Source organism: Corynebacterium sp. AOP40-4SA-5 (assembly GCF_052377355.1).
GTDB lineage: Bacteria > Actinomycetota > Actinomycetes > Mycobacteriales > Mycobacteriaceae > Corynebacterium.
The window spans coordinates 1-22,193 of sequence record NZ_JBQSWS010000032.1 but is presented as its reverse complement, the minus strand read 5'-3'; the positions used below and the strand labels follow the sequence as shown (position 1 = coordinate 22,193).

16 protein-coding genes and 1 pseudogene are annotated in these 22,193 nt (G+C 60.6%); 11 read left to right on the top strand and 6 right to left on the bottom strand.

The window, feature by feature from the left end; translation table 11 throughout:
* The 3 genes from ACT3S3_RS14140 to ACT3S3_RS14130 all read right to left on the bottom strand — a co-directional run.
* Positions 1-878 (bottom strand): restriction endonuclease subunit S (locus tag ACT3S3_RS14140; protein ID WP_444626951.1); only part of this gene is annotated, 878 nt, incomplete at its 3' end.
* Entirely contained in the window at positions 875-2,608 is a 1,734-nt protein-coding gene (locus tag ACT3S3_RS14135; RefSeq protein ID WP_444626950.1) for a type I restriction-modification system subunit M, read from the bottom strand. The genes ACT3S3_RS14140 and ACT3S3_RS14135, both read right to left, overlap by 4 nt.
* A gap of 1,072 nt (positions 2,609-3,680) precedes the next feature.
* Positions 3,681-5,150, bottom strand: a complete 1,470-nt coding sequence (locus ACT3S3_RS14130) for a PepSY-associated TM helix domain-containing protein (RefSeq protein ID WP_444615233.1) — start codon at positions 5,148-5,150, stop codon at positions 3,681-3,683.
* Positions 5,151-5,591: 441 nt separating this feature from the next.
* On the opposite strand from ACT3S3_RS14130, the gene ACT3S3_RS14125 reads away from it, so the two are divergent.
* The 8 genes and pseudogenes from ACT3S3_RS14125 (at position 5,592) to ACT3S3_RS14090 (ending at position 16,303) form a co-directional block, all read left to right on the top strand.
* A complete protein-coding gene (locus tag ACT3S3_RS14125) occupies positions 5,592-6,236 on the top strand; it encodes a copper chaperone PCu(A)C (RefSeq protein ID WP_444615189.1) in 645 nt (214 codons plus the stop codon).
* Between the two features lie 735 nt (positions 6,237-6,971).
* A complete protein-coding gene (locus ACT3S3_RS14120; RefSeq protein WP_444615188.1) occupies positions 6,972-8,573 on the top strand; it encodes a cytochrome ubiquinol oxidase subunit I in 1,602 nt (533 codons plus the stop codon).
* A 2-nt stretch (positions 8,574-8,575) separates the two neighbouring features.
* Positions 8,576-9,616 (top strand): cytochrome d ubiquinol oxidase subunit II, encoded by a 1,041-nt coding sequence (cydB, locus tag ACT3S3_RS14115; protein ID WP_444615187.1) that lies wholly within the window; start codon positions 8,576-8,578, stop codon positions 9,614-9,616.
* The gene (locus tag ACT3S3_RS14110; RefSeq protein WP_444615186.1) at positions 9,613-11,223 is read left to right on the top strand and encodes an ABC transporter ATP-binding protein/permease; all 1,611 of its coding nucleotides are present in this window, start codon (positions 9,613-9,615) and stop codon (positions 11,221-11,223) included. Before cydB ends, ACT3S3_RS14110 begins: the two co-directional genes overlap by 4 nt.
* Positions 11,224-11,231: 8 nt before the next feature.
* On the top strand, positions 11,232-12,869 hold the full coding sequence (gene cydC / locus ACT3S3_RS14105; protein WP_444615185.1) for a thiol reductant ABC exporter subunit CydC: 1,638 nt from the start codon (positions 11,232-11,234) through the stop codon (positions 12,867-12,869).
* A 660-nt stretch (positions 12,870-13,529) separates the two neighbouring features.
* Positions 13,530-14,753, top strand: a complete 1,224-nt coding sequence (locus ACT3S3_RS14100) for an IS110 family transposase (RefSeq protein WP_444615184.1) — start codon at positions 13,530-13,532, stop codon at positions 14,751-14,753.
* 187 nt (positions 14,754-14,940) lie between these two features.
* Positions 14,941-15,655, top strand: a pseudogene (locus ACT3S3_RS14095) (IS110 family transposase); the annotation flags it as partial.
* Between the two features lie 150 nt (positions 15,656-15,805).
* A complete protein-coding gene (locus ACT3S3_RS14090) occupies positions 15,806-16,303 on the top strand; it encodes a ferritin (RefSeq protein ID WP_444615183.1) in 498 nt (165 codons plus the stop codon).
* A gap of 128 nt (positions 16,304-16,431) precedes the next feature.
* On the opposite strand, the gene nrdE is transcribed toward ACT3S3_RS14090, so the two are convergent.
* From nrdE to ACT3S3_RS14075, 3 genes are read right to left on the bottom strand one after another with little or no spacing between them, the layout of a single operon-like run.
* Entirely contained in the window at positions 16,432-18,591 is a 2,160-nt protein-coding gene (gene nrdE / locus ACT3S3_RS14085) for a class 1b ribonucleoside-diphosphate reductase subunit alpha (RefSeq protein ID WP_301443689.1), read from the bottom strand.
* Positions 18,588-19,100, bottom strand: a complete 513-nt coding sequence (locus tag ACT3S3_RS14080; protein WP_301443688.1) for a flavin reductase family protein — start codon at positions 19,098-19,100, stop codon at positions 18,588-18,590. The genes nrdE and ACT3S3_RS14080 overlap by 4 nt, the downstream gene beginning before the upstream one ends.
* The gene (locus ACT3S3_RS14075; RefSeq protein ID WP_444615208.1) at positions 19,097-19,528 is read right to left on the bottom strand and encodes a pyridoxamine 5'-phosphate oxidase family protein; all 432 of its coding nucleotides are present in this window, start codon (positions 19,526-19,528) and stop codon (positions 19,097-19,099) included. The genes ACT3S3_RS14080 and ACT3S3_RS14075 overlap by 4 nt, the downstream gene beginning before the upstream one ends.
* Positions 19,529-19,606: 78 nt before the next feature.
* Here ACT3S3_RS14075 and nrdI point away from each other — a divergent pair, with 78 nt between their 5' ends.
* The 3 genes from nrdI (at position 19,607) to ACT3S3_RS14060 (ending at position 22,125) form a co-directional block, all read left to right on the top strand.
* Positions 19,607-20,065 carry a class Ib ribonucleoside-diphosphate reductase assembly flavoprotein NrdI gene (nrdI, locus tag ACT3S3_RS14070; protein ID WP_301443687.1) on the top strand — a complete coding sequence of 153 codons (459 nt, stop codon included), beginning with the start codon at positions 19,607-19,609 and terminating at the stop codon, positions 20,063-20,065.
* A 10-nt stretch (positions 20,066-20,075) separates the two neighbouring features.
* The gene (gene nrdF / locus ACT3S3_RS14065; RefSeq protein ID WP_444615209.1) at positions 20,076-21,098 is read left to right on the top strand and encodes a class 1b ribonucleoside-diphosphate reductase subunit beta; all 1,023 of its coding nucleotides are present in this window, start codon (positions 20,076-20,078) and stop codon (positions 21,096-21,098) included.
* A 502-nt stretch (positions 21,099-21,600) separates the two neighbouring features.
* On the top strand, positions 21,601-22,125 hold the full coding sequence (locus ACT3S3_RS14060) for a hypothetical protein (RefSeq protein ID WP_444615211.1): 525 nt from the start codon (positions 21,601-21,603) through the stop codon (positions 22,123-22,125).
* Positions 22,126-22,193: the final 68 nt, after the last annotated feature.

Sequence of the window (22,193 nt, the reverse complement as noted above, 5' to 3'; positions counted from 1 at the left end):
TTCAGCGTGGGGCGGATTTTTGAGAATATTATTTGACCCTCTCGAACTCGAAACTTATTGGAATCTGCCCCCTGTTCATCCGCTGTCTCAATTGCAAGCAATCGACCTGTATCGCGCTCGATATGATTAGGAGCAATGAGAATGTCATGCATGTTCCTAGTACCCCTAGGGTCAACCATGACGTTATCAATCTTCGCCACAAACCTAAATCGTGTGACCTTCCACTGCGTTGGAACGAAGTCCAACCACTTATTCGAAACCTCAGCTATTTCTACATTGTCATCGATACCTCGAGTTACCAGACGAGTGACTAATGAACGACGTCTTTCGCTCAGTTTCTCGATGAATCCACGCTGCTCGGTGATCAGCTCGTCGATCTTCTGCGTCTCACGGTCGAGATAGTCAGCAATAACCCGCTGCTCATCTAACTCCGGAAGCGGGACGGCAAGGTTCTCGTACTTTTCCGCATTGAAGTTCTTAATTGTGCTCGACACTGCGTCAGCATTCACAGCCGCCTGGAATTCATTCGATTGCGTGCAGTAATAGATATACTTTCCGAGCGTATCCGGTTTTGGCCGAAACCGAACGAGAAAACCAGCAAAAGCCATCCCTTCGGTCGCTGGTGGAGCAAGAAACGCACGCCCAATTGTGCCAGAGCGAGAGAGAAGAAGGTCGCCGGGCATGAGACGACTTTCGTCGTCAACTGCCCCCTCGGGAACATAGATCCCTAGTTCTGCGGGCGAAAGAACTCCCCCGGCTAAATCTGTAGTTCGGATAAGCCGGATACCTTGATCTACGTAGCCTGTAGAGGGGTAATTCAAACCATATTTTCCACGGCTTACGCAGGCGTACTTGAGACGCACACGCGGGGTACTCACGCCTCCACCGCCTTCAGCAGGGTCAGGATCTTGGCGACCTTGGCTTCGAGGTCTTTATCGATCTCCTCAAGTGATCGTGGCGGCACGTACTTGTAGAAGATCCGAGTGAACGGGATTTCGTAGCCGACCTTTGTCTTCTTGTGATCGATCCAGGCGTCCGGCACGTGCGGGGCCACCTCAGCGTCGAAGTACGCCTCGATGGTCGCGTCTTTGCCGTCGGAACCTTCGGTGTTGCCGCCGTAGGTGAAGGGCACGTTCTCAGTGTCGCGCTTCTTGCTGTCCGGCTTCGGCCTGCCCTTGCTGTCGCGGACGACCTCACCGTCATCATCCAACAACGGCCGTTCGACGGTGATCGTCCAATAGCCGAACTCACTGGTGGGCAGGATCTTCGAGTGCTCGCCGTCCTCGTGTGCGTCATAGATACCGACGATCTCGTCTCGCTGGGTAGCGGAGATCTCCCGGCGCTTAGAGCCTAAGCTCTTGCGCATCTTCGTCCACTTGCCATTGGCGTCGATGAGTTGTACGGTGCCGTGCCGCTCGGGCTGCTTGTCGTTGTCGAGAATCCACACGTAAGTGGCGATACCCGTATTGAAGAACATATCGGTCGGCAGCGCGATGATGGCGTCGACAAGGTCTTCCTCGAGCAGCCACTGCCGGATCTTGCTGGGCCCTGACTCGGCAGCACCGGTGAACAGGGGTGAACCATTCAAGACAATACCCGCACGGCCACCGCCCTCATGCGCGGGTCGCATCTTTGACACCAGGTGCTGCAGGAACAGCATCTGCCCGTCACTGACAGGCGGTAGGCCAGCGTTGAACCGACCAAGCCGACCTTCCCGGTGCTCCTGCTTCACCGACTCCGCAGCGGACTTCCAGTCGACTCCGTAAGGAGGGTTGGACAGGCAGAAGTCGAAGGTGCGCCGGTGGAACTCATCGTTGATGAGAGTGTCGCCCTTGCGGATGTTTCCGATGTCCTGGCCCTTGGAGATCATGTCGGACTTGCAGATCGCGTAGGACTGGCCATTGATCTCCTGACCATAGAGAGTCAGACGGGCAGTGGGGTTGCGCTCATGCAGACGCTCCTCCGCGACCGAAAGCATGCCGCCGGTGCCGGCTGTGGGGTCGTAGACGGTGCGAACGACGCCCTCACCGGTCAGTGACTCCTGCTCCTCGGCGAAGAGCAGGTCGACCATCAGACGTATCGCGTCACGAGGTGTGTAGTGCTCCCCGGCCTCTTCGTTCGACGCCTCAGCGAACTTGTAGATGAGGTGCTCATACAGCTCGCCCATCTCAGCATTGGAGATCGCATTTGGATGCAGATTGACACCAGCGAACCTCTCGACGACGAGGTAGAGGCGGTTGTTGTCATCGAGGGTGTTGATGACCTGTTCGAAGCCGAACTGCTCGAAGACGTCAATGTTGGACGAGAAGCTCGTGACGTACTCGATGAGATTCTCTCGAAGCTGGTCCGGGTCGTCGAGCAGCCGATTGAAGTCGTACTGGCTCGTGTTGTAGAAGGACAGGCCCGTCGCCCGACGCATCTGAGCGTCGAGGACCCCACCAGTGTGAAGGGTCGCCGTTGACCGCATCAGGTCGCGGCTCGATGCCATGAGCGCATCGAGGCGGCGCAGGATGGTGAACGGCAGGACGATGCTGCCGTACTGGTGCGGCTTGTACACACCACGGAGTTGGTCGGCGATCGACCAGACGAAGGGCCCGAGATTACTCATTCACATTCCTGCCTCAGTTGAGCGGTACGACATAGGTGATCGTACTTGCCCTACCAGCGACCGGTGGGCAGGTGGTCGAGCCGTGTCACGTGTGGTCGTAGCTTCGGACATGTACGTTCAACACGATCTCAAGGAGGCGATGCTGGCGAAACAACAAGGCACCGCTCCATGACCACATTCAGGCCGCCCGGTCTCAGTCATCGACCGAGACGGAACCGCCTGGGACGGTGCATAACGCAATCACGTCCCCCTCACCACGACATGGCAAGCCCTCCCCGACTCTCGGTACCGGAGAGTCGGGGAAGTAGTTGAGCGCCGGAGGGGTGACCGTCAACCACTACCCCGCCCTGCTCACTTGATAGTCGCCATTTTGCTTAGCGACTGGAAACGATGACGGGACAAGGCCGCTCCGGTGTCGTCAGACACCGGAGCGGAACCCGACGGGAACTGTGAACCGCCCCGGAGCGTCCCGCCGCGGTCGGTAGGTCAGTAGATTACACGGTAGATCGACTGACCGGAGAGAAACGAACACTCTCAGAACCGGCGTAAAGCCTGTTCAGGTGGTGTTTATTGTGCGCACTGACGGGTTCGAACCGCCGACCTGCTGGGTGGGCGGTTCAAGGATTTCGCCCAGTTCGATGAGGACTACGGGATGATCAAACTAGCCCCACCGAACGCTCTCGTAGCAAGGCCCGTGGATCTTGACCGTCTGTGGGACCGATACCGAGTGCGTGCGATCTCGGTGCGTGGTGACAATGGGGTGTGGGTACCGTTGCAGTCCGAGCATGTGCTGTCCCGTACGGATCAGATCATCGTCGCCGGGGCCCTTGAAGACCTTGAACGCTTCGCCAACCGGTAACCATATAGCCCGCTGGTCGACGCATTAGGGAGTGTGCCGACATCGGTGAACGCACCCCGCTTTATGCCTACTCGATACCAGGCAGGACATCACCGCACTGTGGGGGGGACAGAGTCAAGTGCGATGAGCTCTTCTGCAACGTTCACCTAACTACTATTCATCGCCCTGTGGCAAGCACTTCCATAGTGCTTCACGATGTCATCAGTGCGGTTTCTACAGTTCAACAGGTTGATCGGCGCGTCGGCGCTGAACCAGAGACCACAGTGCACTGCCGGCAACAAACACGAGACAACTCACCCCAAACACCGGGGCCACGAACCCGTAGGCCACCAACAACGCCACCAGGATGATCGTGCCCGTTGTCGGACGCGACCACTGCGCCCGACGCGGCGGCCCGGCAAGCATGCCGGCGGGGCGCCGCTTCCACCACATTGCATAACCCCAACAGATCATCGCGATGATCCCTGCGGCCAACAAACCAAGAACGATCTGATTGGGAAGACCGAACAGTGTTCCCATGTGCAGCTGAATCAGCCACGCCGTGGCCTTGGCCGCCAGCGGCCAATCAGCAAAGTTCGACCGTTCGGTGACATCACCGGTGGCCCAGTCAATCGCCACAGAATCATTCGACAGCCGGTAAGCTACCCGGTTCTCCGAGGCAGTCCACACCTGCCCCTCGGCACTCGGCGGAGTGATCGTCACCGGGGTTCGCAACTCATCCTGAGCGGTCGCTGCCACCCGGTCAATCGCACCGGAATTCAGACCACTGACCCGCACCCCACCGGCCGGCATAGCGTGATCACCATGCCCTTCATGCCCGGTATGTGCCCCTGCCCCGTCACTGGCAGAGGTGTCTTGCACACTGGCCCCGGGCAGCTCCGCAGACACCGCGGGGGTACCCCAGTTGAGGTTCTCCCGAACTTTACCGATATTGTCTCCTGCCACAGAGGACCAGGTCAGACCAGTCACAGTGAGGAAGATCAACCCGACAGCGATAATCGTGCCGGTCGCCCCGTGGCGACGCATCGTTTTCACCCGCCCAGTACCACCGGTGCGCAGCATCCCCCGGATCTTCGATGACCCTCGTTGACGAGACCACAGCAACACCAGCCCGCCGACGGCCAACACCCCCAGCCAACTGGCCGCCATCTCCGAGTACAACCGTCCCGGCTCATCCAACCACGCCATACGGTGGCCCTGGGAGATCCACTGGCGCAACGGCAACGATGCAGAGCTACCGTACTGGGTCGTATCGCCCTTGACCTCACCGGTGTAAGGGTCCAGGAACACTGCTTGCAGTGTCGACTCCGGCAGATCCGGATCGCTAAACAATACCCGGGTCGTTTCATCGGCATTACCCAGGCGTACCCCGGCCAATGAGAGATCGGGGTGCTCAGCTTGGGCGGTGTCCACCAACTGGCTGACCGGCACCTCATTGCCGGCCGCGCGGGCCTCGGAGTCAGAGACAGTCAGAATATCGTTGTTGGTGACCTGCTCCACTGTCGGAGAGAACGCGTAGAGCAGTCCAGTGATCGCCGCGATCAGGATCAGTGGGGCACACACGATGCCAGCGAAAAAGTGCAGCCGGTGGATCAGCCGACGAGTTTGCTGGCGATCCGGCGAGTCAACCCGGGAGGATTGGTCAATCGTGGGCGGTGGTGGAGCATCCGTGGAGGTCGTCATACCTCAGTAGTCGGACGACACTGCCGAACAGTTCCAGGCCACCAGCTGCCCATTTCCACCGGTTACCCCCGTCTGAGCTGCACCGTGAGCCCTTTTAGCACCCGCGACGCCCAAACACATAATCAGCCAGATAGCAACCGGCTATGCGCCTGCATTCCCGGCCCATAGACCGGGTCGCCGACTAAGAGGCAACGCTCTACCCCCGTCGGCGACGTGTCCACCTTTTCAGGGGTGTACACACCGGTAGCTGGGAACTTTGCTCACCGGTTGCACGACTACTAGAGCGGGACACGACAGGCAGCGAATGCTGGCATGGTGTCAGCCATGTACCTGGTTCCGCCAAGGTGCGTGCCACCTTTGCCTGCTCATGTCGTCTGTGCCCCTGCTCACAGTCTCTTCATCCGCACCGATCACCACGCCTACCTCTAAGGGATAACCCATATGAACACCCTGTTTCGCCGGACCAGTGCGACGGCTGTCGCTGCGGCACTCGCAGTCGGACTTGTTGCATGCAGTAGCGACAACGACAGTGACGACACCGGCGCTGATACCACCACCAGCACCTCCGCTGACCAGGAAGGCAGCACGAGCCAAGACGACACGGAAAACTCGACGGGGGCATTGAGCCTCGGTGAAGGCTACGTCGGCGCCAAAGACGCCGAGACCTCCATGACCGCCGTGTTCGGCGAACTCACCAACTCCACCGACGAGGACATCCACCTCACCCGCGTCACCGGTGACCTCGACGGCGTTTACCAGTACCACGAGGTGGTCGACGGCGTGATGCGCGAAACTGCTGACGGTCTGGTGGTCCCGGCCAACGGCAGTGTGTCGATGAGTCCGGGCGGTCATCACATCATGATCATGGAGAACCACGATGAGATCGCCGCCGGTGATGCCCTCACCCTCACGCTGACCGACGAGGACGGCAACGACTACGAACTGGCAGACATCCCGGTGCGTGTGCAACAGTCCGCCCACGAGGACTACGGTACTGAAGGCATGGACGGTATGGACGATATGGGTGAGATGGACGGGATGGATCAGATGCACGGCTCAGATGATTCGGGTCATGCCGGGCACTAACCAACCAGGTCAGAACGATCGGTCTCCCCGCAGGGGACCAGCGTCGCGGGGCCTGACCCGCCGCGGTTTCCTCGGCGGGCTCGGTGCTCTCGGTGTCCTCAGCACCGCCGCGGTCACGACGTCCTGCTCCGACGGGCAGAACACCGCCGCAAAAACGAAGGTGACCACCGCCCCTCTCGACGGTGCTATCAAGCCGGCATCGCCAGCACTCTCAGGCGCACAACATCACCGTCGCTTTCTCGCTGCGCGACGGTGCCGACCACCGTATGCTGAGCAAATAAACCGACGGGCGACCGACGTCTCTGCGCCGGCATGCCCGTGCTCGCCCACTTGGAACCGGTACTCGCGACGAACCCTGACTCACCCACGGGACGCCATGTTTGACGCCACAGACACAGGTGCACAGAAAAAATATATCACTTTATTTTCGGTAGGTAATTATGGAAATAATATAATAAAAACTTGCTTTCTATTATAGAGTGAGCGCATAAGTCAAGTTGTCGTAACCTAGATAAATAAACAGTATCCACCGGCCGCAATAAAGCTTAGCTAAAATCACGCGTTCGCTTCTTGAAATAGAGAACCTAATAAATTTCCCCGCCAATGATAAACGCGCTCCCGATCGCACTTGGGAACTTATTCCCTGCTGGTGACGACTTCTAATTAGGCAAGTGGATACCGTACTGACTGGTTATCTACGTCAGAGACATGAATAAGCACTCCGGAGGCAGGTAAATGGATGTCGTCGACATCTCGCGGTGGCAGTTCGGCATTACCACTGTCTACCACTTTATTTTCGTTCCGCTGACGATCGGTCTGGCCCCGATGGTCGCGGTGATGCAAACGTTCTGGCAGGTCACCAGAGAACCCGCCTGGTACCGTGCCACCCGGTTCTTTGGCACGGTCCTTCTGGTCAACTTTGCCATGGGGGTGGCCACCGGCATTGTGCAGGAGTTCCAGTTCGGGATGAACTGGTCTGAGTACTCACGCATGATAGGCGATGTCTTCGGCGGACCGTTAGCACTTGAAGGCCTTGCCGCCTTCTTTCTGGAATCCACCTTCCTGGGACTATGGATCTTCGGGTGGGGACGGATACCAGGGTGGATGCACACTGCTTCCATTTGGGTCGTCGCCGTTGCGGTGAACCTCTCCGCCTACTTCATCATCGTGGCGAACTCTTTCATGCAGCACCCCGTCGGGGCAGAGTACAACCACGAGACCGGACGCGCCGAGCTGACCGACGTTGTCGCGCTCCTGACGAACCCGACGGCTCTTGCGGCATTCCCGCACGCCGTCGCCGGTTCTTTCCTCACCGCCGGAACATTCGTCCTGGGCATCACCGGTTGGTGGATGGTACGTGACCACCGGGCCCGTCGGGCCCTGCAGGCGTCGGGGCAGATACCGGAAGCCGCCCCCGGGGCCTCTGCCCCCGATGTCAGGCGGCACGACATGCACCGGCCGGCACACCGCTTCGCCTGGTGGACGACCCTGCTCTCAGCGGTGGCACTTTTCCTCACCGGCGATTCCCAGGCCAAGCTGATGTTCCGGCAACAACCCATGAAGATGGCTTCCGCGGAGTCACTCTGTCACACCGAAGCTGATCCGATGTTCTCTGTTCTCACCATCGGCACCCACAACAACTGTGACTCTGTCCACCACCTGCTCGAACTGCCCTGGGTCCTGCCGTTCCTCGCCGAAGGGAGGTTCTCCGGAGTGACGCTGGAGGGGGTCCAAGACCTCCAGCACGAATCCGAGCTGCTCTACGGAGCAGGAAACTACTCACCGAATCTCTTCGTCACCTACTGGGCTTTCCGGTTGATGATAGGACTGATGGCGGGGTCCGGTGTCCTCCTCGCCGCAAGCTGGTGGTTCACCCGTAAAGGAAGGACCCCCACAGGGCGCGGGGCCACGGTATTCAGCTGGGTGTGCCTGGCTGCCATACCCACACCATTCCTGGCCAACTCCGCCGGTTGGATCTTCACCGAGATGGGACGCCAGCCGTGGGTGATCCACCCGAATCCGGACAGTGTCGGCGATGCCCGAACCGAACTGATCCGCATGACCGTCGACATGGGTGTCTCTGACCACGCGTCGTGGACAGTGATCGTCACACTCGTCGGTTTCACGCTGATCTATCTCTTTCTCGCGATCATCTGGTTCTGGCTCATCCGTCGAGTCGTCCTGGCCGGCCCTCCAGAACAGGATGGGCCGCCTGCCGATGACGGCCCGGGGCCTGCAGCAACCGTCGGAGCGAGTTTCGGGCTGTCCGACAACGACGGCGGCCAGTCGCCAGTGCGTTTCAGCCGGGTCGGCACCCGCGCAAGAAATAAGGAGTGACCATGTCTGCCCTTGATCTTCCCGTTCTCTGGTTCATTCTCATCGCAGTCCTGTTCGCCGGGTATTTCGTTCTGGAAGGTTTTGATTTCGGTGTCGGGATGCTGCTCCCGGTGGTCGGCAGGAACAGCGATGCCATGCGCACAGGCGTCGTACGCACCATCGGTCCGGTGTGGGACGGTAACGAAGTCTGGCTCATCACTGCGGGAGGGGCGCTGTTCGCCGCGTTCCCGGCGTGGTACGCGACGATGTTCTCCGGCTTCTATCTCCCGCTGTTCCTCATCCTGGTCGCGCTGATTTTCCGGGCTGTCGCACTCGAATGGCGGGGAAAGGTCGACACACTGCGGTGGCGGCGGTGGTGTGATTTCACAGTAGCTGTCTCGTCCTGGCTGCCACCGATCCTGTGGGGAGTGGCCTTCGCCAACCTTGTCAAGGGCGTTCCGGTGGATACGAACCAGCAGATGTCGAGCGGACTCCCCACTCTGGTCGGTCTGCTCAATCCCTACGCTCTCCTCGGCGCTACTGCCTTCACCTGCCTTTTCCTGTTGCACGGGCTGAGCTTCATCCGCCTGAAGACGACCGGGGCGCTCCGCGACCGTGCCGGTCACCTGGTCCTGCCGGTGGGAGTGGTCGCAGCGGTCACCGGTACTGCCTTCGTTCTGTGGACACAGTTATCCCACGGGAAACCGTGGACGTGGTCGGTGACGGTCGCAGCTCTGGTCGGTGTCACGGGCGCCGTCGCCACCATGGTCCGCCACCGTGACGCGACGGCGTTCACGGCTACAGCGGTCTCAGTACTTGCTGTGGTTATCCTCCTGTTCGGTTCGTTGTACCCGTGGTTGATGCCGACCACGCTCCCCGACGGCACCGGCCTGGATATCCGCAACGCCTCGTCGTCTCATTACACACTAACGGTCATGACGTGGGCCTCGCTGTTCATCGTGCCTCTAATCCTCCTGTACCAGGGGTGGACGTACTGGGTGTTCCGTAGACGTATCGTGGCCGAACCTATCGACGCCAAATCATCAGAGAACGTGGCACTATGACCAGGTCAGCGCCTCCTGAATCAGACGATGACGCCAGCCGGGGGCCGGTGGACCCCCGTCTGCTCCGACTGTCGGCCCCGACGCGTCGGTGGATCATTCTCCTGTCCGTGCTGACAGTTCTACGCACGTTGTGCACCGTGGTCACGGGAGTGCTCATCGGTACGGTGGTTGCTGACACAATCACCGGGCCCCCAGGCGGATTGTCCAGCCATCGTCTACCACTAGTCCTCCTTGCCGTGCTCGTCACAGCACAGGTGTTCCTGGGCTGGGTGGAAAGACGGTACAGCCACCGTGCCGCCGCCAAGGCCATAGAAGACCTGCGTATACGGGCACTGGAAGTTCTCGCGGTCGCTGATCCCCGCGGAGTCGACCGGAAGGTGTGGCGCACGCTCCTCACAGAGGGGGTCGAAGGACTCGGCCCCTACCTCACCGGCTACCTTCCCGCACTCGTCTCCACTGCTGTGACCGTCCCGGTGACGCTGGTGGTCGTCTGGTGGTTTGACACCGAATCGGCGCTGATCGCTGTCATTACTCTGCCCCTGATCCCGGTATTCATGTGGTTGGTGGGCACGCTTACCGCGGGCCGTACCGAGAAGAAGCTGGCAGACTTGGGGGTGCTTACCGACCAGATGCTGGACCTCGTCGCAGGTTTGCCCACGTTGAAAGCGCTCGGACGTCTCGACACCCCCGTGGCTGAGGTCGATAGGCTTTCCGCAGAACACCTACGCTCGACGTTCTCGGTCCTATGCATCGCCTTTCTGTCCGGAATGGTCCTCGAATTCCTTGCGACACTGTCCATCGCACTGGTCGCGGTCGGTATCGGGTTCCGTCTCCTCGATGGCTCATTGACACTGGTCGCAGGGCTGACGGTGCTGATTATCATTCCTGAGGTCTACAATCCGGTGCGACAGGTCGGTGCCCGGTTCCACGACGCACGCGACGGTTTCGTCGCCGTCGACAGGATCCTTGTTCTCCTCGACAATGCAGAATGCGAGAAACAGCCCGCAACTCTAACCGGGTTCGACGTCACCGAGGACACGACCCGTCCGGTAAGGGTCGGTTTCTCCGGGCTGTCTGCGGAGACCCGCGACGGTTTGAGGCCGCATAAGGTCACTGGTACCGCTTTTGCCGGCGAAATTACCGCGCTTACCGGGGCGAACGGTGCGGGCAAAACGACGACGCTCCTGGCCTTGCTCGGCATCGTCACCGAGGGCATAGACGGTGAGGCAGTTGCCACAGTCGACGGCGTCATCTGTTCACGGGAGTCGCTGTGGAAGCGAACCTCCTACCTGCCCCAGCGACCGGTTCTCGACCCCGCTACCGTCGGTGATGTGTCAGGTCGGTCCCTGGGCCAGCGCCAACGCCAGGCTCTTGATGAGGAATTGGGGAGACTGGACACCCTGGACACCTCAGTGGGGCTGCACCCCGAGCGGTTCTGCGGCCGGCTGCTCGTCCTGGACGAACCCACTGCGCACCTCGACGAAGAAAATGCGACCGCCATGATCGTCCGCTTACAGGACCTGGCCGCTTCCGGGGCAACGATCGTAGTGGCGTCACACGATCCTCTCGTCATCGCGGCCGCTGACCGCCGGATTGAGGTCCAGTAGTGTCAAGCATGCGCGCGCTTACGCCCCTTCTACCGCTGGCGGGTCTCCGGTGGCGTGATCTGGTCGTGCCGGTGCTCGCTGGAACAGCGATGCTGCTGTCGGCGCTCACTCTCACTGTCGTGTCAGCTTGGCTGATCACCCGGGCGTGGGAGATGCCACCCATTCTGGATCTTACTGTCGCGGTGACGGCAGTCAGGGCACTCGGTATTTCACGAGCAGTTTTCCGGTATGTGGACCGCCTCGTCACCCACAGGCTTGCACTCCATTGTGCTTCGACAGGACGGGTCAACGCATACAGGATGCTGGCAACTGCGCGACCTGCATCCACTGCGTCGCTAGGACGCGGTGAGGTGACGACGCGGCTCACCGCGGATATCGACTCGGTTGCTGATGTGGTTGTCCGGGTGGTAGTACCTGCTCTTGTATCCCTGCTCACTGGGGCCCTCTCCGTCGTCTTCACAGCTCTCCTGTCGGTTCCGGCTGCAGTGGTACTGGCCGTGGGACTCCTCGTGGCGGGGGTCTTCGCCCCCTGGGCCGTCCACCGTTCGGTGGAGGTCGCAGAGACCGTGCGAGCCCGGCAGTCCGTGCAGTTCGCGTCTGCTGTAGACCGGATCCTCACCGATGCCGTCTCACTGCGCATCCGTGGCCAGTTAGGTCCTGTCCTCCGGGACGCCAGGCACGCCGCGCACGAGCTTTCTCAGGCAGTCGAAGCAGGAGCACCCTCGAGGGCGTACGGTACCGCACTGTCAGTATTGGCATCGTCTGCGACGGCCGTGGGAGTCTTGCTCGTGGGTGTACTCGGATACGCCGCCGGGGGAACGCCGGTGCATTCCCCGCAGTGGCTCGGAGTCTTGGTTCTGTTGAGCCTTGCTGCTTTCGAGGCGACCGCCCAGCTCCCCGAGGCAGCCCTGGCGATGTCCCGTGCGTCGGGCGCGGCTCGCCGACTCGCCGACATGCTCCACACAGACCCCTGCGAAGCACACGGAGCAGACAGCGAGAGTTTAGTGGCCGCTGTTGGCCCAGAACCTGGGTTGCGTGCAGTCGATATGGTCTACGGTCATGACAGTGATCTAGGCACGCTGAACCTCGAGGTACCGTTCGGGTCTTTTCGCAGTTTCACCGGAGCCTCCGGTTCCGGGAAAACCACCCTGCTGCTGACATTGGCCGGTCTCATTCCCCCACGCGCTGGTGAGGTGCAATTGGGTGACAGGGATCTTCACGACCTCGTCACCTCGGACAGCGGCGCAGTGCACCGCACCATTTCCTACCTCCCCGAAGATGCCCGCGTCTTTGCAACTACGGTTCGCGACAATCTCGCAGTCGGAGCCCCCGCCGCCACGGATGAGCAAATGTACGACATACTAGGAGCCGTTGGCCTGGGCAGTTGGGCGGCCTCACTTCCTTATGGTCTATCAACAATCCTCACCACCGGAGCTGAGAGTCTTTCCGGCGGGCAGCGGCGTCGTCTACTCATTGCTCGGATGCTACTCACCGACGCACCGATACTGTTACTTGATGAGCCGTTCGAGCACCTCGATTCTCGAGGTGAGGGAGCCCTCGATGACCTATTGTCAGCCCCAGTTCTTCCAGGAACCAGGAAACAGCGCACTGTGATTATCGCGAGGCACCCCCGACGCAATAGTTGACCCAAATTTGTTTGTAAAGCATACTGATGATTCAACTTTTAATAATTATTTGCATTTATCATATAGAGAATAACCACCTTTACTAGGCGTCCGCCCCTTCCTCCCTATAGTAACATCACTACCCAAACCGCTTTACTAATATTGCCGAATATATTAACTAGCTGACATCTCAGGATAATTTAAAGCTAACCCGTTTTCTGGAATCAAACTTACTTTTTCTTTTTCATTATATAGTTTTACAGATCCAACTCTTCTGGTTTTAGGGTTGCGCCAGCAATCTTGCGGTGACGGACGGGCGCGCTACACCCGCCGTCGTCGGTTCAGCATCGAACTCGGTCACGGAAGCCTCGGACAGGTGCTGTCGCAAAGTCTTGATGGCGAGGGAGAAGCATGCCCGTTACCTTGATGGTGTCCCCGTAAGCTCGGGGGCAGGTCACTGGCCTCGGTATGGCTGATTCGCCCTGTTGTTCTACATGATCCGGGGGGTGTTGCCGCCGAGGTACCAGGACACACGCTGACGGCTAATAGGGACGCGGCTCACCGCGCTGAACTGGTGAAGTCTCAATGTAGACGTGGGTGCCCGCACCAAGTGTCCGACCACCACAGTGATCTTCCACCACAACAACATACCAACCTCCCTACTTCAAGGAGGGGACCATCATGGAAGACACCACCACCTACGACGTCTACCTCGGACTCGACGTCGGCAAAGCCGCCCACCACGGCTGCGCCCTCACCGCCGATGGCACCAAGGTCTACGACCAGGCCTTACCCCAGGACGAAGCCAGCCTGCGCACCATCTTCGACGAACTCGCAGCCCACGGCACAGTCCTGCTGATCGTGGACCAGCCCAACACCATCGGTGCCCTGCCGATCACGGTGGCCCGTGCCACTGACTGTGGCGTGGCCTACCTGCCCGGTCTGGTGATGCGTAAGGCTGCCGACCTGTACCCCGGACAGGCCAAGACTGACCCCCGGGACGCGTTCGTCATCGCCAATACCGCTCGAACCATGCCACATACTCTGCGTGCGGTTGACCGCAACGCTGAGGTGCTTTCAGCGCTCAAGATGCTGTCCGGACTGGACGAGGACATCGCCCGTGACTGCACCCGTACGATCAACCGGCTGCGCAGCATCCTGGTGCAGATCTACCCCAGCTTGGAGCGGGTTTTCGCTGGCGAGATTATCCAACGAGCGTTCGTCCTGGACCTGCTGATCCACTACGCCGGGCCGACGAAGCTGAAGCGCTCGGGCAAGAAACGGGTACTGACCTGGTCCCGCACACGGGCCAAGAAAGACCCCGAAGCCCTGATCGACGCACTCTTCCAGGCCCTGGCAGCACAAACGGTCACCGTACCGGGCACCGCGGCCGCAGAGATCGCGATCCCGATGTTGGCGACCAACATCAAGGCACTGAAAGCCCAGCGGGACTCGATTGCCGGCCAGGTCGAGGAGATGCTTGATGACTTCCCTCTTGCCGAGGTCTTGATGTCGATGCCGGGTGTGGGCATCAAGACCGCCGCCAACATCCTTCTATCCGTCGGCGACTGTTCCGACTTCCCCGATGCCGCTCACCTGGCGGCGTACGCCGGCATCGCCCCGGTGACCAGGCGGTCCGGCACATCAATCCGTGGGGAGTTTCCCGCCCGATCAGGCAACAGACGGCTGAAAAACGCACTGTTCAGATCGGCCTGGATCGCATCGAATTGCCACGATGCATCCCGGTCGTACTACACCAAGAAACGTGCCGAAGGTAAGCGACACAACGCTGCGGTGATGTGTCTTGCCAGACGGCGGTGCAACGTCCTGTACGTGATGCTGACCCGCGGTGAGTACTTCCGAGAACTGCCACCACGGACCACCGTGGAGGCTGCCGCAGCCTAGATCGGATCGCTGAACTGAGCCCTTGCTGTCCGTCCCACAGGCGTCGCAGTACCGGCAACAGCCGGGCCCGACGTCTACGCCACTATGTTCGAAGACAGACCACTGAAGGCCGGGGCATCAGGTCGAGGAGAACGCGGCGCAGGGGTTGACAATCTAGATAGGGACACCCCCCAAGGAGGGGATGATCATGGAAGACACCACCTACGACCTCTCACCTCGGACTCGACGTCGGCAAAACCGCCCACCACGGCTGCACCCTGATCAGCAGCGGGACCAAGATCTACGACAGGGCTCTACCCCGGGACGAAACCAGCCTGCGCACCGTATTCGACGAACTCAAGGCCCACGGCACAGTCCTGCTGATCGTCGACCATCCCAACACCATCGGCGCCCTGCCGATCACGGTGGCCCGTGCCACTGACTGTGGCGTGGCCTACCTGCCCGGTCTTGCTATGCGTAAGGCTGCCGACCTGTACCCCGGACAGGCGAAAACAGATCCGCGGGACGCGTTCGTCATCGCCAACACCGCTCGAACCATGCCACATACTCTGCGTGCGGTTGACCGCAACGCTGAGGTGCTTTCAGCGCTCAAGATGCTGTCCGGACTCGATGACGGCATCGCCCGGGACTGCACCCGCACCATCAACCGGCTTCGCAGCATCCTGGTGCAGATCTACACGTCCCTGGAGCGAGTTTTCGCCGGTGAGATCATCCAACGAGCGTTCGTGCTGGACCTGCTGATCCACTACGCCGGCCCCACCAAGCTGAAGAAAATGGGCAGAAAATGGGTGCTGACCTGGGCCCGCAACGACACCAAGAAAGACCCCGAGGCGTTGGTCGACAGTATCTTCCAGGCGTTGGGCGCCCAGACCGTCACCGTACCCGGCACCGCTGCCGCTGACACGGCAGCCACCTGCACCTTTGCCGTCACAGGAAAGGTAGCGGAGGCAAGCCGCAGTTAGGGCAGACATGCCTTTTCACCTGCACATATAACTGGTTGGTTAGCCTGAACTGGCTAGAGAAAGGTTAAACCGATCAGTACCGTTTCAGTCATGAGCATCAACGAGAAGTTCCAGGAAGCCGTCAACAAGCAGGTCGTCGCCGAGCACCAGGCGGCCCTCATCTACACCCAGCTGTCCTACGAGATGGACCGGCTCTCATTCCTCGGCATGCGCGACTGGTTCCGCGCACAGGCCGACGAGGAGCGCGACCACGCCGCGAAGTTCGCCGCGCACCTGCTCGACCGTGAGGCCCGCGTCGACCTCACCGACATCGAGCTGCCGTCGCTGAAGGTCGCCACCCCGCTGGACGCCTTCGAGGCCGCACTGGCCCACGAGCAGAAGGTCTCCGAGATGATCCGCAACCTCGCCCGCACCGCGGACGAGACCGGTGACATCGATTCCCGCCAGCTGATCAACTTCTTCCTCGCTGAGCAGATCGAGGAGGAGTCCTCCGTCAACGACATCATCGACTGGATCAAGACCGTCGGCAACGACGGCTCCGGGCTGCTGCGCATCGACGCCAAGCTCGGCGGCCGCGACGGCGAGTAGTCTCCCCCCCCCCCCCCCGTCACCTGCTGGCCCACCTGACACGGAAACCCTGGGTCGGATCTGAAGTTCAGATCCGACCCAGGGCGTCCGTGTCACACCGGCCGGCATGACCGTCCGGGCCGTAGTGGCTAGAGCATGCAGCTCACGCAGCCTTCGACCTCGGTTCCCGCCATGGCCGTCTGGCGCAGCCGGATGTAGTACAACGTCTTGATGCCCTTGCGCCAGGCGTAGATCTGCGCCTTGTTGATGTCACGCGTGGTGACCGAGTCCTTGAAGAACAGCGTCAACGACAGCCCCTGGTCCACGTACTTCGTCGCCACCGCATAGGTGTCGATGATCTTCTCGTAGCCGATCTCGTAGGCATCCTCGAAGTACTCGAGGTTGTCGTTGTCCATATGCGGCGCCGGGTAGTAGACGCGACCGATCTTGCCTTCCTTGCGGATCTCGATCTTCGACGCGATCGGGTGAATCGACGACGTGGAGTTGTTGATGTAGGAGATCGATCCCGTCGGCGGGACTGCCTGCAGGTTCCGGTTGTACAACCCGTCAGCCATCACCGCCGCCTTCAGTTCGGCCCAGTCCTCGTTGGTGGGGACGTGGATCGAGGAGTTCTCGATGATGGCCGCGACCTTCTCGGTGCGCGGCTGGAAGGCGGCGGGGTCGTAGGCGTCGAAGAATACCCCGGAGGCGTAGTCGGAGTTGGCGAAGTTCCGGAACGTCGTGCCACGCTCGCGGGCGATGGCGTTGGACGCCTTGAGGCATTCGTACATCACCGCAGCGAAGTAGACGTTGGTGAAGTCCAACCCCTCGTCCGACCCGTAGTGGATGTGCTCGCGTCCGAGGAACCCGTGCAGGTTCATCTGCCCCAGTCCGATCGCGTGCGACCCGTCGTTGCCCTCCCGGATCGACGGCACCGAGTCGATGGCGGTCTGGTCCGACACCGCGGTGAGACCACGGATGGCCGTCGCGATGGTCCGGGAGAAGTCCTCGGAATCCACCGCAGCGGCGATGTTCAACGACCCCAGGTTGCAGGAGATGTCCTCACCGACCTGAGAGTAGGTAAGGTCATCGTTGAACTCGCTGGGGGTGGCGACCTGGAGGATCTCCGAGCACAGGTTGGAATGCGTGATACGCCCCTCGATCGGGTTCGCCCTGTTCACCGTGTCCTCGAACATGATGTACGGGTAACCGGACTCAAACTGGATCTCGGCGAGGGTCTGGAAGAACTGGCGGGCGTTGATCTTCCTCTTGCGGATCCGCGGATCCTCGATCATCTCCTCGTAATGCTCGGTCACGGAGATGTCGGCGAAGGGGCGCCCGTAGATGCGCTCGACGTCGTACGGGGAGAACAGGTACATGTCGTCGTTACGCTTGGCCAGTTCGAAGGTGATGTCCGGGATGACGACACCCAACGACAACGTCTTGATCCGGATCTTCTCGTCGGCGTTCTCGCGCTTGGTGTCGAGAAACTTCATGATGTCCGGGTGGTGGGCGTTCAAATACACCGCACCGGCCCCCTGACGTGCACCGAGCTGGTTGGCGTAGGAGAAGGAGTCCTCCAGCAGCTTCATCACCGGGATCACACCGGACGACTGGTTCTCGATGTGCTTGATCGGAGCCCCGGTCTCACGCAGGTTACTCAGCAACAGCGCCACACCACCGCCACGCTTCGACAACTGCAGCGCGGAGTTGATGGAACGGCCGATGGACTCCATGTTGTCCTCGATGCGCAACAGGAAGCAGGACACCGGCTCGCCCCGCTGTGCCTTGCCGATATTCAAAAAGGTCGGCGTGGCCGGCTGGAATCGGCCGCCGATGATCTCGTCGACAAGATGGCCGGCCAGTGTGATGTCACCGTCGGCCAGACCCAGCGCGACCATGCATACGCGGTCCTCGTAACGCTCGAGGTAGCGTCGTCCGTCGAAGGTCTTCAGCGTGTAGGACGTGTAGTACTTGAAGGCACCGAGGAACGTCTTGAAACGGAACTTGTGGGCGTAGGCGCGTTTGAACAGCGCCTTGATGTCGGCGAACTCGTACTTGCCGAGCACCTCCGGGTCGTAGTACTTGTTGTCGACCAGGTAGCCGATCTTCTCTTCCAGGTCGTGGAAGTAGACGGTGTTCTGGTTGACGTGCTGCAGGAAGTACTGGTTGGCGGCCTCACGGTCCTTGTCGAACTGGATCTGACCGTCGGCATCGTACAGATTGAGCAGCGCATTGAGCTGGTGGTAGTCCAGCTGATCGGCCTGCTGGACCGGCTCTGCGACGGTCTTCCCGAGATCGGTGGTCATAGCCCCTCCGTTGCTGACGGGGTTAATTTTGCAATCTCCCAGTCGAAAGACCGATCTAGGTAGAGTGCCGGAGGCCCGGCGGAACCCGGGATCCAGGTGGCCTGTACCGGGCAGATGAACAAGGCACTTCCTGCAACGGGGATGGTCCTGGCCACCCGAGTGAGCAGGCACCCGTACACACCGTCGACCTGGGGAAGCCCCCCGAGACCGGTCTGCCACTCGACCTGCGCAAACCGGTCCACACCGTGTTCAGCGCATGTCCGTGCAGCCTCGACTCCCTCGGTCGACATCGCGTGGACGAGGACCTGCTCCGCGGCAAGAAACTGCGGCAGCACCGACGCACTCTCCCGGAGAGAGAAAGCGACTGTCGGCGGATCCGAGGACACCGACGTCAACGACGACACCGTCGTACCGGCCGGCCGGCCGGCCTCGTCCCTGGTCGTGACGATCCATACGCCTTGCGGAACGCTCCGGAACAGCGTCCGGAATCCTGCGGCCGTCGCCGTCATTCCGAGGACCCCGGGGTCTCGTCGGTGATCACCGTTCCTGCCTTCTTCCCGGATGCCAGGGAGAAGATCATGTCCAGGTGGATCAGGACGGCACGCTTCGGTTCCTTCATTCCGTTGGCGGCAGCGAACTCCAGGCAGTTCTCCCACGCCGGGCCGTCAGTGACCGCTTCGGCACGGCCGAGGAAGCGGTAGCCGTCGAGCGCCTCACGGTCGATCACAGCCACGGCGACGCGTGACCCTGCCTCAATATTCTCGAGGTGCTGGCCACCGGTGTTCTCGTTGTAGATCAGGGTGTGGTCGTCGTAGACACGGAGCGACCGTTTCGGGCCGATATTCGGGGTTGTCGGGTCACTAACCGTCGCAAGGATCGGCAGCTGGGTTCCGAGCATGCTTTTCATGGGTTCCGTGATCTTTGTCTCGTGGGACATCAGTTCTCCTTCGGTAGTGGGGACAAGGTCACGTCGGCGATCGTAGCACGGTGTTCATTACATGGTACAGTTAAGTTCATGCCATTGAACTTCGACTCACGGCACGGTCCGCTGCTCGTGTACTTCTCTTCAGTGTCAGAAAACACGCGCCGGTTCATCAGCAAAGTCGGTCTCCCATCAGTCCGGATACCCCTGCGACGCGGTGAGCCCCCACTCGCGGTCCGCCAACCATTTGTTCTGGTAACCCCGACCTACGGTGGCGGCGCCGCAGAAAGAACCGTCCCTCGCCAGGTAATCCACTTCCTCAATGAGCCGGAGAACAGGCAGTGGATCCGCGGCGTCATCACCGCCGGGAACACGAACTTCGGTGCCGCCTACTGCGCCGCAGGGCCGATCATTGCAAGGAAGTGTGAAGTACCGGAGCTCTACCGCTTCGAGCTTCTCGGCACCCGGCGCGACGTGGACACCGTCCGCGACGGCCTCCTGCGCCAGTGGGACCGACTCTGTGCCGGCCCCCGACCACTACCCCAGCCATAAAGGAGAATCCATGACCTACATCGACCATTCCCAGACTCCCCCGCAGTGGCAGAACGGGTCGGATGTGCCCCTCCGTCCGGTGAACTGGAACCGGATCCAGGACTCCAAGGACCTGGAGATCTGGCAGCGGCTGACGAGCAATTTCTGGCTGCCGGAGAAGGTCCCGCTGTCGAATGACCTCAGCAACTGGTGGAGCCTCACCGACCGGCAGCGGACGCTGACCACGCGGGTGTTCACCGGGCTGACCCTCCTCGACACCGTCCAGGCGACCGTCGGCGAGATCAGCCAGATTCCCGACGCCCGCACCGAACACGAGCAGGCCGTCTACGCCAACATCGCCTTTATGCAGGCGGTTCACGCCCGTAGTTACAGTTCGGTATTCAGCACCATGTGCAGCTCAGCCGAGATTCAGGACGCCTACACCTGGTCCGTGGACAATACGGTACTTCAACGCCGTGCCACCGGCGTCATGGCCCACTACCGGTCAGACGATCCTCTGAAACGCAAGGTCGCGGCGACCCTGCTGTCGTCCCTACTGCTCTACGCAGGGTTCTACCTGCCTCTGTGGTACTCCAGCCGAGGGGTGATGATGAACACGGCGGACATGATCCGTCTGATCCTGCGCGACAAGGCCGTGCATGGCTACTACTCCGGATACAAGTACCAGCAGGGCCTGGAGGCACACCCTGAGCGCGCTGGAGAAATGGAGGACTTCACCCTGAATCTCACCGCGGAGCTCCTCGCCCTGGAGCGCGAGTACTCCGAGGACCTCTATCAACTCGTCACCGACGAGCCCGGCAACAGGCTCAGGTACTCCGGGGTCGATGCCTTCGTCCACTACAACGCAGACAAGGCCCTGATGAACCTCGGATACGCCCCGCAGTACGACAAGGAATCCGCAGGAGTCGAACCGGAGATCCTCGCCGCACTGTCACCCGAATCCGCCGAGACCCACGACTTCTTCAGTGGCTCAGGCTCCGCCTACGTGATCGGGCGTACCGAGGCAACAGAGGAGACCGACTGGTCATTCTGATGAGGGCGATATTTCTCCTATATCGTCCCGGAAAACTACCGATTATTATCGCACGACTTTCTTTCTATGTCGGCTATTATACGTAGGGTAATGTTGCGATCAGGGGTGCTATTGCAAGGTAGGGACGGTGGTGCCAAAAAGCTGTTCGGGGCCGGGATCCTCCATGGCCCTGGCCCCTCAGGCCCCTGCGGAGGCCTGAGGGGCCAGGGATACAGGGTCGGGGATTCCTATTTCGATCAGCTACCGGCCACTGCCCGCACCACTTTGCAACAGCACCCATGGTAGAAGCCTGCAAAACGAAGCAGGCGACTCACCGGAGGTAGGTGCGGCGACTATCGCCCCGGGCGCACAGCAGAATGGTTCTCTGCGGTGGATCGCTGACCAAGACAAAAAGGAACCGGCCCTGAGGGCACGCCCTCAGGGCCAGTTCCTGTAACTTCGGGTACTGTCCTACTATATGCTTGACATACTAGCCCGCCCCTGAACGAAAGGCAAGTACCCAGTGCCCAGGCTGACATACCGTGCCGCCAGGCAGATCGAGCAGGCCATCACCGCCGCCCGGTTCCAGACCTACAAGCAGGCCTCAGGCGGCGTCGTCGATGCGGCGCAACTCTACCTGTGGAATATCCAGGCAGCCAGCGCGGTCACCGAGCTGACTGGCCTGGCCGAAGTGCTGCTTCGAGACACGATCGACACACGTCTTCGGGCCTGGAACACCGCCGTCACCGGTCGGGAGGACTGGATAGTTCACCCAGGTCCAACAGTGCTAAAACACCAGTTCCGACCTGATGTTCCTCAGACGTGGAAACCAAGGCGAATCGGGGATCTATACGCACAGTGTTGGGAGAAGAAAGCACTGGGCAACTACGACGCACGCCGACCGGGTGCCGCATCATCTGCCGGCCCTCCTCCGACGCATTACGACCTGGTGGCGAGTCTGAACTTTGGGTCGTGGACCAGCATCCTTCCCACCCCACTGGCTGGCCGGAACAACAACCGTGTCAAGATCTGGGATGCCGCCCTGTAATCGGGTTTCACAGGGGTTCGCCGCGAGGCGGTATACCGCTATGCCCATGAACTACGGTGGATGAGGAA

Bases quoted from the DNA above. Each gene is read 5' to 3' on its own strand.
- ACT3S3_RS14135 (WP_444626950.1), bottom strand. From the start codon at position 2,608: ATGAGTAATCTCGGGCCCTTCGTCTGGTCGATCGCCGACCAACTCCGT.
- ACT3S3_RS14130 (WP_444615233.1), bottom strand. From the start codon at position 5,150: ATGACGACCTCCACGGATGCTCCACCACCGCCCACGATTGACCAATCC.
- ACT3S3_RS14125 (WP_444615189.1), top strand. From the start codon at position 5,592: ATGAACACCCTGTTTCGCCGGACCAGTGCGACGGCTGTCGCTGCGGCA.
- ACT3S3_RS14120 (WP_444615188.1), top strand. From the start codon at position 6,972: ATGGATGTCGTCGACATCTCGCGGTGGCAGTTCGGCATTACCACTGTC.
- cydB (WP_444615187.1), top strand. From the start codon at position 8,576: ATGTCTGCCCTTGATCTTCCCGTTCTCTGGTTCATTCTCATCGCAGTC.
- ACT3S3_RS14110 (WP_444615186.1), top strand. From the start codon at position 9,613: ATGACCAGGTCAGCGCCTCCTGAATCAGACGATGACGCCAGCCGGGGG.
- cydC (WP_444615185.1), top strand. From the start codon at position 11,232: ATGCGCGCGCTTACGCCCCTTCTACCGCTGGCGGGTCTCCGGTGGCGT.
- ACT3S3_RS14100 (WP_444615184.1), top strand. From the start codon at position 13,530: ATGGAAGACACCACCACCTACGACGTCTACCTCGGACTCGACGTCGGC.
- ACT3S3_RS14090 (WP_444615183.1), top strand. From the start codon at position 15,806: ATGAGCATCAACGAGAAGTTCCAGGAAGCCGTCAACAAGCAGGTCGTC.
- nrdE (WP_301443689.1), bottom strand. From the start codon at position 18,591: ATGACCACCGATCTCGGGAAGACCGTCGCAGAGCCGGTCCAGCAGGCC.
- ACT3S3_RS14080 (WP_301443688.1), bottom strand. From the start codon at position 19,100: ATGACGGCGACGGCCGCAGGATTCCGGACGCTGTTCCGGAGCGTTCCG.
- ACT3S3_RS14075 (WP_444615208.1), bottom strand. From the start codon at position 19,528: ATGTCCCACGAGACAAAGATCACGGAACCCATGAAAAGCATGCTCGGA.
- nrdI (WP_301443687.1), top strand. From the start codon at position 19,607: ATGCCATTGAACTTCGACTCACGGCACGGTCCGCTGCTCGTGTACTTC.
- nrdF (WP_444615209.1), top strand. From the start codon at position 20,076: ATGACCTACATCGACCATTCCCAGACTCCCCCGCAGTGGCAGAACGGG.